Source organism: Ruegeria sp. K5 (assembly GCF_056531805.1).
The window spans coordinates 380,796-396,249 of record NZ_JBQFML010000001.1 but is presented as its reverse complement, the minus strand read 5'-3'; the positions used below and the strand labels follow the sequence as shown (position 1 = coordinate 396,249).

The 15,454-nt window shown below is 59.4% G+C and carries 16 protein-coding genes; 7 read left to right on the top strand and 9 right to left on the bottom strand.

Features of this window, described 5'->3' with window-relative positions:
- Positions 1-482 precede the first annotated feature (482 nt).
- Complete coding sequence (locus ACR0MO_RS02065; RefSeq protein ID WP_480889478.1) at positions 483-1,163, top strand: hypothetical protein; 681 nt, start codon at positions 483-485, stop codon at positions 1,161-1,163.
- Positions 1,164-1,214: 51 nt separating this feature from the next.
- On the opposite strand, the gene eno is transcribed toward ACR0MO_RS02065, so the two are convergent.
- The 4 genes from eno to ACR0MO_RS02045 form a co-directional block, all read right to left on the bottom strand.
- Entirely contained in the window at positions 1,215-2,492 is a 1,278-nt protein-coding gene (gene eno, locus ACR0MO_RS02060) for a phosphopyruvate hydratase (protein WP_480889475.1), read from the bottom strand.
- Positions 2,493-2,616: 124 nt separating this feature from the next.
- Entirely contained in the window at positions 2,617-3,498 is an 882-nt protein-coding gene (locus ACR0MO_RS02055; protein WP_480889472.1) for a DMT family transporter, read from the bottom strand.
- 137 nt (positions 3,499-3,635) lie between these two features.
- On the bottom strand, positions 3,636-4,049 hold the full coding sequence (locus tag ACR0MO_RS02050) for a Fur family transcriptional regulator (protein WP_170450112.1): 414 nt from the start codon (positions 4,047-4,049) through the stop codon (positions 3,636-3,638).
- Positions 4,050-4,133: 84 nt separating this feature from the next.
- A complete protein-coding gene (locus ACR0MO_RS02045) occupies positions 4,134-4,856 on the bottom strand; it encodes an endonuclease/exonuclease/phosphatase family protein (RefSeq protein WP_480580848.1) in 723 nt (240 codons plus the stop codon).
- Positions 4,857-5,044: 188 nt separating this feature from the next.
- On the opposite strand from ACR0MO_RS02045, the gene ACR0MO_RS02040 reads away from it, so the two are divergent.
- A complete protein-coding gene (locus tag ACR0MO_RS02040) occupies positions 5,045-5,962 on the top strand; it encodes an adenylate/guanylate cyclase domain-containing protein (protein WP_170450110.1) in 918 nt (305 codons plus the stop codon).
- Here ACR0MO_RS02040 and ACR0MO_RS02035 read toward each other — a convergent pair.
- The gene (locus ACR0MO_RS02035; protein WP_170519130.1) at positions 5,938-7,356 is read right to left on the bottom strand and encodes a protein adenylyltransferase SelO; all 1,419 of its coding nucleotides are present in this window, start codon (positions 7,354-7,356) and stop codon (positions 5,938-5,940) included. The two genes, ACR0MO_RS02040 and ACR0MO_RS02035, sit on opposite strands and share 25 nt — an antisense overlap.
- An 85-nt stretch (positions 7,357-7,441) precedes the next feature.
- Between ACR0MO_RS02035 and ACR0MO_RS02030 the strand changes: the two genes are divergently transcribed.
- Positions 7,442-7,861: a cupin domain-containing protein gene (locus ACR0MO_RS02030; RefSeq protein WP_170450106.1), complete on the top strand. Its 420-nt coding sequence runs from the start codon at positions 7,442-7,444 to the stop codon at positions 7,859-7,861.
- A gap of 4 nt (positions 7,862-7,865) precedes the next feature.
- Positions 7,866-8,756, top strand: coding sequence for a fatty acid desaturase (locus ACR0MO_RS02025; RefSeq protein WP_170450104.1), 891 nt, complete (start codon positions 7,866-7,868; stop codon positions 8,754-8,756).
- Between the two features lie 67 nt (positions 8,757-8,823).
- On the opposite strand, the gene ACR0MO_RS02020 is transcribed toward ACR0MO_RS02025, so the two are convergent.
- From ACR0MO_RS02020 to ACR0MO_RS02010, 3 genes are all read right to left on the bottom strand, one after another.
- Positions 8,824-9,285, bottom strand: a complete 462-nt coding sequence (locus ACR0MO_RS02020; RefSeq protein WP_170450102.1) for a hypothetical protein — start codon at positions 9,283-9,285, stop codon at positions 8,824-8,826.
- A 10-nt stretch (positions 9,286-9,295) separates the two neighbouring features.
- Positions 9,296-9,586, bottom strand: a complete 291-nt coding sequence (locus ACR0MO_RS02015; protein ID WP_170519133.1) for a hypothetical protein — start codon at positions 9,584-9,586, stop codon at positions 9,296-9,298.
- Positions 9,587-9,666: 80 nt separating this feature from the next.
- Positions 9,667-10,740, bottom strand: coding sequence for an anhydro-N-acetylmuramic acid kinase (locus ACR0MO_RS02010; RefSeq protein ID WP_480872844.1), 1,074 nt, complete (start codon positions 10,738-10,740; stop codon positions 9,667-9,669).
- A gap of 252 nt (positions 10,741-10,992) precedes the next feature.
- On the opposite strand from ACR0MO_RS02010, the gene ACR0MO_RS02005 reads away from it, so the two are divergent.
- From ACR0MO_RS02005 to ACR0MO_RS01995, 3 genes are all read left to right on the top strand, one after another.
- A complete protein-coding gene (locus tag ACR0MO_RS02005; RefSeq protein WP_480889465.1) occupies positions 10,993-12,285 on the top strand; it encodes an MFS transporter in 1,293 nt (430 codons plus the stop codon).
- 87 nt (positions 12,286-12,372) lie between these two features.
- Positions 12,373-13,626 carry a tyrosine--tRNA ligase gene (tyrS, locus tag ACR0MO_RS02000; protein ID WP_480889463.1) on the top strand — a complete coding sequence of 418 codons (1,254 nt, stop codon included), beginning with the start codon at positions 12,373-12,375 and terminating at the stop codon, positions 13,624-13,626.
- 119 nt (positions 13,627-13,745) lie between these two features.
- Complete coding sequence (locus ACR0MO_RS01995; RefSeq protein ID WP_170519142.1) at positions 13,746-14,510, top strand: hypothetical protein; 765 nt, start codon at positions 13,746-13,748, stop codon at positions 14,508-14,510.
- Positions 14,511-14,619: 109 nt separating this feature from the next.
- Here ACR0MO_RS01995 and ACR0MO_RS01990 read toward each other — a convergent pair whose 3' ends face one another.
- Entirely contained in the window at positions 14,620-15,381 is a 762-nt protein-coding gene (locus ACR0MO_RS01990; RefSeq protein WP_480889460.1) for a hypothetical protein, read from the bottom strand.
- Positions 15,382-15,454: the final 73 nt, after the last annotated feature.

Here is a 15,454-nt window from a genome sequence, read left to right as displayed (position 1 = left end):
GCAGATAGAACGCCAGCAGAAATCACTGAAAAAATAAGAAGGAATCTTGAAGCAGACATCGCGTCCCCCTTTCTGTAATATGTTAAGGATTACCGCGATTATTGTACCTCATATAGGAACAAGTTCACATATGAGCATGTTATTGTCAGTTTTTTCGCATCAAAATGGTGAAAAATCAGATGTTTTTGACTTGCCAAGGTTCTTTGTCGCCACCTCGTTCCCACCCAACCGGTGCCGTCGGTTTCACCTGAAATTTGGATTTTAGCAGGCAGCCCTGATAAGCTGTTGTGCATGCGCTTCGGCTGCTCGGTGCGCTTTTGATGATGTCATGCCCACACCTGTGCAAGCACATTATCCATTTGAATTCGTGTGGCGGCAAAATCTGAAGCCATCCATGCGGTTTTTGGGAAGCCAAAGTAAGACTTGGAACGAATCTCGCTTTGGTGTCCTGTATCCGCATTTAGATTAAGAGGTAAGTTAATATGAAATCAGTCTATTTTTCTCTTTCGGCGCTGTGCCTGGCGGCCTTGGTAGGATGCGGAGAAACCGTTCCTATCGCAGATGAAACCGGCGGTCGTGAACTGAAACCCCCGCGTGAAGGCATCCGTGTCGGATCTTTGTACTACGTCCGCGAAAACCCCACCAACGACCTGACCCGCCCTGCCAACCTGGAAAGCCTGTGTTTCTTTGACTTGCCTTTGTCCGATGTGACGCTTGAAGCGGACCAGCGCGTCGCTGATATCGACCTTCTGAAAAAGCTCGAAGCGTCCGGTGAGTTGGGTGGGATAGAGACCAAATTCGCCTCGGCCGGGCTGAATGGCGGCATTGATCGCTACTATTCCTACAAGCTGACCAATGCCAGGAAGTCATCCGTGACACTGCAGGACGCATCCCGGTTGTTCAATGAACAGGGCGACGGGCCCAAATGCAGTGGCTGGCGGGAAAATGTCGGACAGTTTGACTGGGCGGCCTATCAGATTCAGTCGGTGATTTCCGGGGACATCGTCTTTGCGCGCAAGTCGACCTCGAACGCGTCAGGCGATTTGTCGGCGGCCCTTGAAGTGCTGGAACCCGAACTGGTTGCCGAACTCAGCAAGGAAAACTCGGCGGGTGTGACGGGAACCGGGCTGGTCGTCAGCTTCGTTCCGATCAGCCGACAGTAATGTGGCCGACCCCGTCGCGGTGTGCGCCGCCACGGGGTCAGCCCTGTTCGTTCAGCGTTTCAGGATCGACGCGCCCGCGTAATCCGCGACCTCACCCAGAGATTCCTCGATGCGGATCAACTGGTTGTACTTGGCCAACCGGTCCGAACGTGCCAGCGAGCCGGTCTTGATCTGACCGCAATTGGTCGCCACCGCCAGATCGGCAATGGTGGCGTCCTCGGTCTCGCCCGAGCGGTGCGACATCACGTTGGTATAGCGCGCGCGATGGGCCATATCGACGGCGCGCAGGGTTTCGGTCAGCGAACCGATCTGGTTGACCTTGACCAGCATCGAGTTCGCGCAACCACGCTCAATCCCTTCGGCCAGACGCGCGGGGTTGGTCACGAACAGGTCGTCGCCCACCAGTTGGACCTTGTCGCCGATGGCGTCGGTCAGGGCTTTCCAGCCATCCCAGTCATCTTCGGACATGCCGTCTTCGATGGAGATGATCGGATAGTCGTTGACCAATGCGGCCAGATAGGCCGCGTTTTCCTCGGATGACAGCGAGATCCCCTCGCCCGCCAAAACGTATTTGCCGTCCTTGAAATACTCGGTCGCGGCGCAATCCAGCGCCAGATGGATTTCCTCACCCGGCTTGTAGCCTGCCTTTTCGATGGACTTCAGGATGAAATCCAGCGCCTCGCGGGTCGATGCGATGTTGGGCGCGAACCCACCCTCGTCGCCCACACCAGTTGCCAGACCAGCCGCCGACAGCTCTTTTTTCAGCGTGTGGAACACTTCGGATCCCATGCGCACGGCTTCGCGGATATTCGCGGCCGAGGTCGGCATGATCATGAATTCCTGAATGTCGATGGGGTTGTCGGCGTGTTCACCGCCGTTGATGATGTTCATCATCGGCACCGGCAGAACGCGGGCCGAGGTGCCGCCGACATAGCGGTACAAAGGCTGCGTGGTGAAATCTGCCGCCGCCTTGGCGGTTGCCAGCGAGACACCTAGAATGGCGTTGGCCCCCAGACGGCCTTTGTTCTCGGTCCCATCCAGTTCGATCATGGCCTGATCGATGGCGACTTGTTCGGTGGCGTCAAAGCCAACCAATTCCTCGGCAATCTCACCGTTCACCGCGGCAACAGCTTCCAGCACGCCCTTGCCCATGTAACGCGCCTTGTCGCCGTCGCGCTTTTCCACGGCCTCATAGGCGCCCGTCGATGCGCCCGAAGGCACGGCAGCGCGGCCCATGGTGCCGTCTTCCAGAATCACGTCCACCTCAACGGTCGGATTGCCCCGGCTGTCCAGAATTTCGCGTGCGTGGATGTCGATGATGGTGCTCATGAGGCCCGTCCCTGTGGCTGCGTTCAGTTGCACGCCTCTTAGCATCACAGGGCAAAAAGTAAACCGTTGATGTTATCGCTAACACGACTCTTGGCAAATGTTTGCGCCAACCTGCGACGATCCGTCAGGCGGCGACAGCCAATGCGCGCGCCAGCCTGCGTTCTCGGATGAATGTATACATGCCCGATCCGATGATCAGCGTGGCACCGGCCAGCGTCATCGTATCCGGGCGCTCGCCGAACATGAGCATCCCTGCCGCAATCGAGAAGATCAGGCGGGTATAACGAAACGGTGTCAGGGCCGAGGCTTCGCCGATCCGCATTGCGGTGACGATGCTGTAATAAGCCAGAAAGCCAAAGCCGACCGCCCCGACAAACGGCCAGATTTGTGCCGACCCCATCGAGGCCACCGGCTGCGCGTTCAGAACCATCAGGGTCAGCCCGGCCAATGCCACCGCGACATAGGCCTGCAAGGCCACGACGGATGAGGCAATCCGCGCGTCCAGCCGCCGCGTGATCAGGTCTCGCGCAGCGATGGCAATGACGCTGAGCACGACGAACAGCGTTTCCGGCTGAAACCCGTCCAATCCGGGCCGAATGATCATCAGGACACCGATGAAACCCAGACCGATAGCGCTCCACCGTCGCCAGCCGACCTGTTCGCCCAGAAACAGCGCCGCGCCCATCGTCACCGCCAAAGGCATCGCCTGAAACACAGCCGCCACGGTCGACAGATCAACCAGGGACAGCGCGGTCAGGAAAGCCACGGCCCCAACCCCTTCGCACGCCGCGCGGATCAGCGGCAGGGGTTGCCATGCTTCTGTGTTGAAGATGCGTTTGCGTGTTGCCACAGCCATCAGGGCAAACAGCACCGCACAGGCCAGACCCAGCATTACCATGATCTGACCGGTCGGTACCGTCGCCGACATGTGCTTGATGAACATATCCTCAAGCGAGAACGCCGCCATCGCGCCGACGACCAGCAAAATGCCGTGCACGTTGTTCATGATCACATCCGTTGAAACCAGCGGCCCGAATTACCGCTCTTTGACTCACCCAAATCGTAAGACGCCCGTTCAGACAAGCCTTAACCGCCCGGAATATATGATATCCCGTGCGGCTGACCTTCGCGATTGGTGATGAGTCAGTCTTTGTCCAGCGGAACGCCGTACAGTTCCAACCGGTGGCCTTTGAGCTTGTAGCCCAGTTTCGCAGCGATCTTTTCCTGCAGCGCCTCGATTTCGGGGTCGACGAATTCGATCACCTCACCCGACTGCATATCGATCAGATGGTCGTGGTGGTCGCGCTCGGCATCCTCGTAGCGGGCGCGCCCGTCGCCGAATTCCAGACGGTCGAGTATCCCGGCCTCTTCAAACAGCTTTACCGTGCGATAGACCGTGGCAATCGATATCCCCGCATCGATGGCCGAGGCGCGTGCATACAGTTCCTCGACATCGGGGTGGTCTGCGCTCTGCTCAAGCACCTGCGCAATGGTGCGCCGCTGGCCAGTCATGCGCAGGCCCTTGGCCTCGCACCGCGCGATGATCGTGTCGGACATGCTGCCCCTCAGAAGTTACTTGGGGTGCTGTCTTAAACCGTCTCAGCGCCCAGCGCCACAGGGATTCGACGCCCAAGGCGCAGATCATCCGGCGCGCTGCAAATCCGCCCAGATCGGCAGATGGTCCGAGGCGATATGGGCGGGCCGGTCCAGATGTGCGCCGTGGTTCAGCGCCTCGATCCCCTGCCCCAGCGCAATCCGATCCAACGCGCCCAACGGTTGCGCCGCCGGAAAGCTGGCCACAGGTGGTAGAAACCGCATCTCGGGCGCCAATGTGTCCAGCACAGGCTGGCGCGACCATTCGTTGAAATCCCCGGCCCAGACAGTGGGCATCTGGTCCAGATCGTCGTCGAAGCGCCGGATATGCGTGATCTGTTGCCGCCTGGATGCGGGCAGCAGCCCCAGATGCATTCCCATCACACGCAGCGGTCCGATCTGCGTATCAAACTCGACCCGTACAGCGCCACGCGGCTCAAACCCCGGCAGGTCGTGGTGGCCGGTCTGACGGACCGAGATCTGATCCCCGCGCCAGATCACAGCATTGCCATGCCAGCCCAGACTGCCGGCCCCGCCCAGATCGACGATCTGCCATCCGGCCTCATCCAGCATGAAATGCGGCAAAGCGGCCGGGCGCGGCGGCAAGCGCTTATCCGCCTCTTGCAGAACGACAATATCGGCCTGCATGCCGTTCAGAACCTGCATGATCCGCTGCGGTTGACGCCGAAAATCCAGCCCGACACATTTCTGAATGTTGTAGCTGGCAAGGCGCAGGGTCGGTGGTTTTTGGAAGTCGTTTTTGATGTTCACTGCCCCCGACAAGCGCCCCGCCCCGAGATTGTCACAAAACGACCGGGATTAACCCGCATTTGTGGTGTTCTGCGCGTCTTGCGACTTGCAATACCGGGGGCGTATATTCAATGGTCTAAGATTATTAGATTAAGTCAGTGTACACAAAATTCTGCGGGGTTAAACTGCCGCAAAAAGGAACCGCGCTATTGGACGTTGAATCCACATTCGCCACGATGATCATTGCCGATATCGTGGGCAGCACGCCGCTTTACAAAGCTGTAGGCGATGATGAGGCCCAGCGACTGATCCAGCTTGAGATCGACCGGCTTCGCTCGGTTCTGCTGGAGTTCGGCGGCGTACCGGTTGGGCAGAAGGGCGACGATGTTCTCAGCTATTTCGAAGACCCAAGCGCCGCGTACCAGGCCGCGCTCAAGCTGATTGAACCTTCGACCCACACGCCTCTGTCCGTACATATCGGTGTGCATTGCGGCCCCATCGTGATCGGCCAGCGCGGGATATACGGCGAGGCCGTCAACGTCACCGCCCGGTTTGCGACTGCAGCCAATCCGGGTGAGGCCTGTTTCAGTCAGGGCGTTGCGGTGTTGCTGCCAAATGAATTGCGGCAAACTCTGATCCCCTTGGGCCAGCTGAGCCTAAAGGGCCTTAACGAGCCGCAGACTGCTTATTCACTGATCCATCCGGACTCGGATTCGATCATGCAGACAAGGCTGCCCCAGAACTTTGGCCGGTCCGAGGAAAACTGGCAGCCGCGCGAAGGGCTGACGCTGATCCTGCGCCATGAAGACCGGGTCTGGCGGTGTCTGGGCAATGGCGAGTTCAATATCGGCCGCTCTCCGGATTGCCATGTGGTTCTGTCGCAACCCTGGATTTCGCGCCTTCACGCCGTGCTTGCAATGAAGGCGGGCAAACTGATCCTGACCGATCGCAGCACGTCGGGCACCTATGTGAAATCCGAGTCGGGGCGTGAAATCCAGCTAAAACGCGAATCCGTCATGCTGGCCGATAGCGGCCTGATTTCTCCGACCCTGCCCATCGAAATGTCCGAGACCTGTTTGCAGTTCGAACTGCTGGGCCGCAATCAGGTGCCGCAGAACGTGGCGTGAACCACCTCGCCTTGCGTCGGTGGGCGCGTCAGGTCGGCCTCATCCGGCTGGTCGTCATAGGGCCGCGACAACACCGTATCGAGACGCTGGAACAAAGTGTAATCCCCCTGCACCGCCGCTTCGATCATCTGCTCGATCCGATGATTGCGTGGAATGAAGGCGGGGTTTGCCGCGTTCATGACCGTTTGCGGCTCCGGCTCGCGCTGCAACCGCGCGGTCCAGCCCTCAGCCCAACTGTCAAAGGCCTGCGGGTCGGTGAATTGATCCCGCGCCGCCTGACCGCTGAGCGCGCGGAACGTGTTGGTGAAATCCGCCTGTTGCTCGGCCATGCGTTTCAGCAGATCGGAAATCAACTCAAGATCCCCGGCCTCAGCACCTGAAATCCCGATCTTGGCGCGAAAGCGGGTCAGCCAATGATCCTGAATCTGCTCAGGCATCGCATGGACAATCTCGGTCGCCTCTTCCACGGCGGCCTCTTTGTCCTCCATCTGCTGGATCAGGGCGGTCGCCAGTTGCGCAAGATTCCACACGGCTATGTCAGGCTGGTTGGAATAGGCATAGCGCCCCATCCGGTCAATCGAACTGAACACCGTGTTCGGGTGATAGGTGTCCATGAACGCACACGGCCCGTAATCGATGGTTTCACCGGCAATCGAGCAATTGTCGGTGTTCATCACCCCATGGATGAACCCGACGCTCATCCAATGCGCAATCAGCCGCGCCTGCACATCGCGCACCGCGCGCAGCAAGCCCATCGGCCCATCGGCCTCGGGATAGTGGCGCTCGATGGCGTATTCCGTCAGGCGTCGCAAACTGTCGAACTGCCCCCGCGCCGCGAAGACCTGAAACGTCCCCACGCGCAAATGGCTGCGCGCCACGCGTGTCAGAACCGCCCCCGGCAGTGGGGTTTCGCGAAACACCTGCTCGCCCGTCTCGACCGCGGCCAGCGCGCGTGTGGTCGGCACGCCCAGCGCGTGCATCGCCTCGGACACGACATATTCGCGCAATACCGGCCCCAACCACGCGCGCCCGTCACCCCGTCGGGAAAACGGCGTGGGACCTGAGCCTTTCAACTGAATATCCCGCCGCACCCCATCGGCCCCGATGGTCTCACCCAGTAAAACCGCACGCCCGTCGCCCAGTTGCGGGTTGTAGGTGCCGAATTGATGCCCGGAATAAAGCTGTGCCAAAGGCTCGGCCCCGTCTGGCAGGCTGTTGCCTGCAAAAGCCTCGGCCATTTCCTGCACATCCCCGGGTGAGATCTGCAGCAACCGGGCCAAATCGGTATTGAACACAATCAACCGAGGGGCACTTACCGGAACCGGTGCCTGCCGCGCAAAAAACGTATCCGGCAGGCGGGCATAAGAATTATCGAACGGGATCGTCAGGGTCATGCGCCAAACATATGACCTGAACCGACAATTGCCATAGCGGATCACCTGCACCCGTGCATAATCACCTCAAACCCCCGAGGATACCATGACCGCACAAGAGATCATCGACCACCTGAACCTGCAACGCCATCCGGAAGGTGGCTGGTTCAAGGAAACCTGGCGCGCCAACAATGCGGGCCGCGCAACGGGCACCTGCATCTACTTCCTGCTGCAGGAAGGTGAGAGCAGCCACTGGCACCGCGTCGATGCGACCGAGATCTGGCTCTATCACACCGGCGCGCCACTGGTGCTGTCGCTCAGCGAAAGTGATCAGGGGCCGGCGACCGATCACCTTCTGACCCCCGATCTGAACGCAGGTACCCCGCAACTGATCGTGCCCGAAGGCCACTGGCAAGCGGCGCGCAGCACCGACGATTACACGCTGGTCAGTTGCACCGTCTCGCCGGGGTTCGAGTTCGATGGCTTCGATCTGGCCCCACCCGGCTTCGACATTCCGAGAGAATAGGCACATGGACCACCGCGCCCTCATCGCCTTAATTCCGGCCGAGACCAAGGACAAGCTGCAACGCCGGTCCGACGCGGCAGGATTGAAACATCTGGCGGTCTATTTCGCGCTTTTGGCCCTTTGTAGCATCGGTATCGCCGCGCAAATCCCACTCTGGCCGCTCCTTATGGTCCCGCAAGGCGTCCTGCTGGTCTTTCTGTTCACGCTCAGCCACGAATGCACCCACAAGACACCGTTCAAAACCGGGTGGATCAACGATACGGTTGGTCACTTGGTCTCGGTACCGATCGCTCTGCCTTTCACATGGTTTAGGTATTTCCATTTGGCCCACCACAAATGGACCAACCACCCGGACAAAGACCCCGAACTTGGCGGAAAACCGCGCCCTGACAGCTGGCGCAGTCTTGCACTCTACCTCAGCGGTGCACCTTACTGGTCCGGCATGGGCAAAGTGCTGGCTCAAAACGCCTTCGGACAGATCGACGCCCCCTACCTGCCCGCGCGACAGCATCCCGCGATCCGAACCGAAGCGCGCATATTGCTCACACTTTACGCACTGGCCCTGCTCAGCCTGCTTTCCTCAACGCTCCTGCTCTGGCTTTGGATCATCCCCGTCCTGATCGCCCAGCCCGCGCTGCGCCTGTACCTTCTGGCCGAACACGGCCTCTGCCCACCGGTCGCCAATATGCTGGAAAACTCGCGCACCACCTTCACCAACCGGATCATACGGTTTCTGGCCTGGAACATGCCCTACCACGCCGAACATCATGCCTTTCCGAACGTGCCCTTCCACCAGCTACCCGCATTCCACGACTGGACCCGGACCCACCTGAAATCCACATCCGACGGCTATTCAGGCTTCACCAAAGATTACGCCCGCACGCTCAACTCCTAGGATCCGTTCTTCATCTGGCCAAAAATACCTCGGGGGAGTCGCGCCTGCGCGACGGGGGCAGCGCCCCCTATTTCTCGGTCCGGCTTTTGATCAGCATATTGATCAATGGCACCAAAACCGCCGTCAGAGACCCCAGTGGATTCGCCCCAATGCCTTTGACCGCACGCACCACTTCGCGTGCCTCGGTCGCCATATCCTCAAGCTCATCCTCGATATCCGCAATTGCCATATCACGCAGCTCAACGGCTGGTGCGACCTCATCTTCGGCATTGCTGCGCCGTGCAATCAGCACAAGGAGCCCGGCCAATACAAGATTGCCAAAGGACAGCAGCGCGGCGGCGGCGGCAGGCGACATCGTGCTTCGAAGCGCAAAGAACAGCGCGACGTTCAGCAGAACAAGCGCCAACATGGCGGCAATCCCGGCCAATACCATCAAAATGGTCTGCTGCTGCATAACGGCCAGACGGCGGCGCGCGATCAGGCGTTCGGTTCGGTAGATCGTGACCAGATTTCTGCTCAGCCTGCTCATAACGTTGCTCCTACCCCTTCACCCGCCCAACCACGTAGCCCAGCGAAAACGCAATCAGCAGGGCAGTGATCGGATAATCCTTCTGTAGGCGGCCGAATTCCTCGACCACGTCCTCTCCCAATGACTGCGCTTTGCCCAGATCGATCCCGTGCTCTTCCAGCAGCTTTCGAATCTCATCCGAGGTTTTGACCGGCTCGGTCTGATCCTCGGGGGTCGAAGCCGCACCGCCCTTCGCCTCCAATTCGGCATTGCGGCTGCGTAGCGCTTCCAACTCGGATTCAAGCTCGGCTTTGGTTGCCATACTCTCTGGCCCTCATTGCATGGGTGTCGGGCAACCGTCGCACAATGAGTTGTTTTTTTGAACTGTTTTCCGGTTCCGGCTCACCCGGCCCGATTCATCGAGACCGAACTGACGACACCGCCCCCCACCAGCGCCTGCACACCGGTCGTGCCGGGGCACGAGGTCGGCAGCCCGCGCGCCACACGTACGGCGAGATAGGCAAATGCCTGTGCTTCCAACATGTCACCGTCCAGACCAACAGCCTCGACCGGTTCGACCGGGCAATCGAGCGAGACCCGCAGCATCTCCATCAACACCGGGTTGCGCCGCCCGCCACCAGTGACCAGAACGCGGGACGGAGGTTTCAGACAATACCCGATCCCCTGCGCAACCCCTGCCGCGCACATCCCCGTCAGGGTCGCCACCGCATCCGCATCGCTGAGTTCCTGAACCAGCCCGATCATCTCGGCAAAATCGTTCCGATCTAAAGACTTCGGTGGCATCTTGGTAAAGAACGGCTCGGCCAGAAACAGTTCCAGCGCGCCCATCTCAACGGTGCCCTCGCGAGCAACAGCGCCATCCCGGTCCATCGGTTGACCCAAGCGCGCCTGCATCAAATCATCCACCGGCGCATTCGCTGGCCCGGTGTCAAACGCCAGCAGGGCGCCGGGTTGTTCGGGCCCGTCAAAGCTTGGGTCCACATAGGTCAGGTTGCCGACCCCCCCAAGATTGAGGAAACACAGGGGCGCGTCGGCCCCGATCCATTTGGCGCAGGCAAAGTGAAAGAACGGGGCCAACGGCGCGCCCTCCCCCCCCATGGCGACATCATCGCTGCGGAAATCCCAGACCACAGGCACGCCCAGCGCCTGCGCCAGACCTTTGCCATCGCCAACCTGCAACGTGCCACGCCCGCGCGGCTCATGCGCAAGGGTTTGACCGTGCACGCCGATCAGATCGATATTGTCGAACTCCGACAACGCTTCGGCATGGGCGATGGTCACCAGTTCAGCCGCCGCATCGACATCTGAGCCGTGCCATTGTCCCAACGCCGCGCGCAGGATCTGACGCTCTTCTTCGGAATAGGGGCGGTATCCGCTTTCGCCGAAACCATAGATGCGGTGGCCATCGGTTTCCACCACCGCCGCGTCCACCCCATCCATCGAGGTGCCGGACATCGTGCCAAGGGCTCGGATCGGCTTGTTTGTCTTAATGGCCGGGCGCACCTGTCATTCTCCTGCTCTTTCTTTTTCTACCCTTGCGGGTTCGACACTGCCCGCCATTTCCCGGCCAAAGCAAGACGAATAGAAACAGAAGCCGCGTTTTTGGGCAGGCGCGACCGCAGGCCCACACTCGGCCCGACCGAACCCGTTGCGCAATTCCTGCTTCTGCGCCAGCATTGCGGGGCATCTTCGAATAACGGGGCGGGAATGACCGAGGCGCAAACGCCAAAAGACGCAAAAGCAGTTGAAAGCCGGAACTACCAGTTGATCTTCTGGTCCGGCGCGCTGGCTACGATTGGCGGCCAGTTGGTGAACCCGCGTCTGGTACTGCCGTTCCTGTACCTGGCCCTTGGCGCGCCTACCTTTGTCGGGGGCCTGCTGTTGCCTTTCGTAACAGGGGCGCGGTTGATTGCGGAAATCTTCGTCTCGCCTTTCGTCAACCACGTGACGCGCGCAAAACTTGCCGTCTATGTGCCCAACATCCTGACGGGGGCCATTCTGGCCGTTGTCGCCCTGTTCGCCACCAACCTGACACAGGTGATGGTGGTTTTGCTGTTCCTGCTGACCGCCATCATCATGGGCTTGTGTCAGGGTATCAACAGCCTTGGCACCAGCCAGATATACGGCACCTCGGTGCCCGAGTCCAAACGCAACCGGATGGTGTTTGCGCAGGCGACCATATCCGGTGTGCTGGCCATCATTGTGGTCTGGGTGACCAAGGATCTGCTGGCTTCGGATCAGCCGATGCAGCGGCATATCGTGGTGATGTGGTGCGGCGTGGTCGCCATGTTTGCCGCCGGGATCAGCTTTGCCGGGGTGCGACTGTTCGAGGAAGAGATCAAGCGCCCGCCGAAACGCGTCGAGAAACCGAAACCCCTGGCCGAACTTGCAACAGGCTTCAGGACCGGGATGGCCTACCCGTGGTATCGCAAGTTCCTGTTGGCCCGTGTTCTGTTCATCTCGGTCGAGCTAGCGATGCCGTTTTACACAATTCACGCAGCCACCTACCATATCGGCACCGAACACTCGCTCAGCTATTTTGTGATCGGTGCCAGCGCAGGGATCGTGATCGGATCCATTCTGTGGGGGTGGCTCAGCGGTCGGGTGTCGGTAAAGCATGTGATGTGGCTGGGCTGCCTGACCTCGGCGCTTTCGGCGATCATGGCGCTGGTGTTCACCATGACCGGCCATGCCAGTAATGTGTGGATCTATGCCGCGGTCATCCTGCTTCTGTCCCTTGGCGGCAACGGAGTGATCTATGGGCGCTACCTCTACGTGATCGAGATGACGCAAGAACAAGAGCGGTCCTATCTGGTCGCTTTGGGCGATGTGACAGCCGGTCTGGTCGGCATTGCCTTTGCCGCCGTTCTGGGGGCTGTTGCGCATCTGCACGACCCGGTGACGCCGATCATCGCGCTGGCAATTTTGAACGTGGTCGCGATGCTCTATGCCTTTCGACTGCCTGCCACCGGAACCAGTGCTGAGACTGCCGCACACTAGGCCGCCAATTCTTGCAAAATGGTGCCTTTCCCTCACCCATCCTGCCGCCTATACAGTGCCCCGCAATAGTAACCCCGAGGGCACGATATGACCTACCACCCCAAATCGGATTTCATCGCCACGATGATCGAGCGCGGCTTTCTCGCCGACTGCACCGATTATCAGGGCCTTGATGAGGCGCTGATCAGTGGGTGCAAACCGGCTTATATCGGCTTTGATGCAACTGCCAAGTCGTTGCATGTGGGCAGCCTTATCCAGATCATGATGCTGCGCTGGTTCCAGAAGACCGGGCACCAGCCGATCACTCTGATGGGCGGCGGCACCACCAAGGTGGGCGACCCGTCGTTTCGTGCGGATGAACGCCCCCTGCTGGGGCCCGAGCAGATCGATGAGAACATCGCGGGCATCAAAAAGGTATTCTCCGCCTATATCGACTATGACAGCGATGCCGAGAACAAGGCGCTGATGCTGAACAATGCCGAGTGGCTGGATGGCCTGAACTACCTTGATTTCCTGCGCGATATCGGGCGGCATTTCTCGGTCAACCGGATGCTGTCGTTTGAGTCCGTGAAATCGCGGCTGGATCGCGAGCAGTCGCTCAGCTTCCTCGAATTCAACTACATGATCCTGCAGGCCTATGACTTCCTTGAACTGAACCGGCGTTACGGCTGTGTTCTGCAAATGGGCGGCTCGGACCAGTGGGGCAACATCGTCAACGGCATCGACCTGACCCGCCGGGTGCTGGATCACGAGATTTACGGCCTGACCTCGCCCCTGCTGACCACCAGCGACGGCAAGAAAATGGGCAAATCCCAGGACGGTGCAGTCTGGCTGAACGCCGACATGCGCTCGCCCTATGAGTTCTGGCAGTTCTGGCGCAACACTACCGATGCGGACGTGGGGCGGTTCCTGAAGCTCTACACCGAAATGCCGGTGGATGAGTGTGATCGGCTGGGCGCGCTGCAAGGGTCCGAGATCAATGAGGCCAAAATCCGCCTCGCCAACGAAGTGACCACGCTTGCCCACGGTGCACAGGCCGCGGTAACCGCCGAAGCAACTGCCCGCGAAGTGTTCGAAAAAGGCGGCGTGGGCGACGACCTCCCGACCCTGACCCTCAGCGCCGCTGAGCTGGGCGACGGTATGTCGATCGTGCAATTGATCGTGAAATCCGGTCTGGCCAAATCCGGCAAAGAGGCCAAGCGCCTGATTGCCGAAAACGGCGCCAAATTGGACGACGCGCCGCTGACAGATGCGGGGCTGATGATCGATGCGGGTGCCTTGTCCTCACCCATCAAACTAAGCGCAGGCAAGAAACGGCACGCGCTGGTGCAACTGGGCTAAACCGACTGACCCTGAGCGCGTACGGGCGTGCTCAGGGGCCTTCTGTGAACTCGACTTCTTTGCCGTGACGCATTCTGTGCTAACCTGTTCGGGGTATTGGTTTCGCAGATTGTTGTGTCATGGTGCTAAAAAATACGTTCAAGTTTTCAAAAAGAAACGACATTACCTTTGAAGGGGAAAAATTTTCGGTCGGGGCGAATGAAGTTTCCTGTACGCTAACAACAGATAGCCTGTCGCAAAAAGGAAGCCCACCCAAGGCCGGGCAATGCACAATTGTCGAACGCTTCAATTCTCGATGGGATGTCAAAGACCTGATTGATGTTAAGGAAGTGCAAAAAGCGCTTTCGAAGAAGTCAACGCTGGCAGCGCTGGCCAGCGCCTCATCAGTTGACAAGATACTCGACCTGTTGGCTTTGTCCGAAATCCGTATGCTTGCGGATTACTCCGAGTTTCAGGCACAGACGTTCAAAAAAGGTCATATCCTGAGTCAGAGCCTTGGCGGGCCGGGCACGAACCAGAACCTGACGCCAATGTCAGCCAGCGCAAATGCGATCTATCGAAACAGTTTTGAAGCAAAGCTGATCAAACTGCTGGAGGCCATCAAAAAGGAAGAGCAACAATCCGGATACTGCGTTCGCATAAAATTCTATGCGAAATGTGTGGGTAACAAGAAGCCCTGGTGGAATGGGCAAGCGACCGAAGAGACAAAGCGGATGTTGCGGGGGCTTCCAAAGTCGATCGATGCCAACTGGAGGTTCGATAGTTTCTTTCGGAAAGGAAAAACAAGCGAACGCATTGCTAAATCAGCACTGCCGCCGTCTGTCGCCAAAAAAATGCCAGTCGCCACAAAGATCAAGCCGCCCAACTTTTCGCTGGATCTTTGATCGACTGGTCTTTTTTGTGAATTGAGGATGACCGGGCGCTAGGGAAGAGCCGATGCCAACAAAAACTCGGCCACCCGAAAGTGGCCGATTATTGTTCAAGGCTGTCGCATCACTTTTTACCTTTGCCGCCGCCTTTGCCGTCGCCGCCTTTGCCGTTTCCGGAACCGTTGCCCTGGCCATTGTTGTTACCGTTGTTGCCGGTACCTGGTCCGGAACCGTTGTTGTTACCGCCGCCGTTACCGGGGTTGCCTGCATTCCCGTTGCCGTTTCCGGGGCCGTCGCCGCCTTTGCCGCCGCCCTTGCCGCCACCTTTACCGTCGCCGCCTTTGCCGCCACCTTTACCACCGCCTTTGCCGGGGCCTTCACCGCCACCATTGCCGGGGTTGTCACCACCACCATTGCCGGGGTTATCGCCGCCACCGTCGCCGGGACCGTCACCACCACCGTTGCCGGGGTTATCGCCGCCACCGTCGCCGGGACCGTCACCACCACCGTTACCGGGACCGTCACCGCCACCGTCGCCGCCACCATTACCCGGGCCCTGGCCTCCGCCGCCGGTATTGCCGCCATCGTTTCCACCACCCGTCGGGCCTTGTGCTACCCGATCCGAACTGCGGTCTTCGCCCCGTGTGCTGCCTGCGTCCGAAATCGACGCAGTCGGCAGATCTGTCAGCAACGCCGCCAGACCGGGGCACATCGCGCCGGTGTTCTGCAACGTCGTCTCGAAATCCGCACGCCGCTGTAGCTGCTTCAGAAAGCTCGGCGTGACCTGCGTGCAGTCACACAGCGCAGCATAATCGCCGCTATTCGCCGCCGTCCGCGCTGTTCGCCAATCGCAAACCTCGGGCGCGGCCGCAGCACTGCTTGCCATCAAAACTCCAACAAATGGTGCAATCGCAAACGCACCCAATTTGTGCTTCGTACTCGTTAACATGTCGGTACCT

What these genes read in the sequence shown, in the direction of transcription:
- eno (WP_480889475.1), bottom strand. Translation starts at nt 2,492, where the DNA reads ATGAGCACCATCATCGACATCCACGCACGCGAAATTCTGGACAGCCGG.
- ACR0MO_RS02065 (WP_480889478.1), top strand. Translation starts at nt 483, where the DNA reads ATGAAATCAGTCTATTTTTCTCTTTCGGCGCTGTGCCTGGCGGCCTTG.
- ACR0MO_RS01995 (WP_170519142.1), top strand. Translation starts at nt 13,746, where the DNA reads ATGGTGCTAAAAAATACGTTCAAGTTTTCAAAAAGAAACGACATTACC.
- ACR0MO_RS02005 (WP_480889465.1), top strand. Translation starts at nt 10,993, where the DNA reads ATGACCGAGGCGCAAACGCCAAAAGACGCAAAAGCAGTTGAAAGCCGG.
- tyrS (WP_480889463.1), top strand. Translation starts at nt 12,373, where the DNA reads ATGACCTACCACCCCAAATCGGATTTCATCGCCACGATGATCGAGCGC.
- ACR0MO_RS02055 (WP_480889472.1), bottom strand. Translation starts at nt 3,498, where the DNA reads ATGAACAACGTGCACGGCATTTTGCTGGTCGTCGGCGCGATGGCGGCG.
- ACR0MO_RS01990 (WP_480889460.1), bottom strand. Translation starts at nt 15,381, where the DNA reads ATGGCAAGCAGTGCTGCGGCCGCGCCCGAGGTTTGCGATTGGCGAACA.
- ACR0MO_RS02025 (WP_170450104.1), top strand. Translation starts at nt 7,866, where the DNA reads ATGGACCACCGCGCCCTCATCGCCTTAATTCCGGCCGAGACCAAGGAC.
- ACR0MO_RS02010 (WP_480872844.1), bottom strand. Translation starts at nt 10,740, where the DNA reads ATGTCCGGCACCTCGATGGATGGGGTGGACGCGGCGGTGGTGGAAACC.
- ACR0MO_RS02020 (WP_170450102.1), bottom strand. Translation starts at nt 9,285, where the DNA reads ATGAGCAGGCTGAGCAGAAATCTGGTCACGATCTACCGAACCGAACGC.
- ACR0MO_RS02015 (WP_170519133.1), bottom strand. Translation starts at nt 9,586, where the DNA reads ATGGCAACCAAAGCCGAGCTTGAATCCGAGTTGGAAGCGCTACGCAGC.
- ACR0MO_RS02050 (WP_170450112.1), bottom strand. Translation starts at nt 4,049, where the DNA reads ATGTCCGACACGATCATCGCGCGGTGCGAGGCCAAGGGCCTGCGCATG.
- ACR0MO_RS02035 (WP_170519130.1), bottom strand. Translation starts at nt 7,356, where the DNA reads ATGACCCTGACGATCCCGTTCGATAATTCTTATGCCCGCCTGCCGGAT.
- ACR0MO_RS02030 (WP_170450106.1), top strand. Translation starts at nt 7,442, where the DNA reads ATGACCGCACAAGAGATCATCGACCACCTGAACCTGCAACGCCATCCG.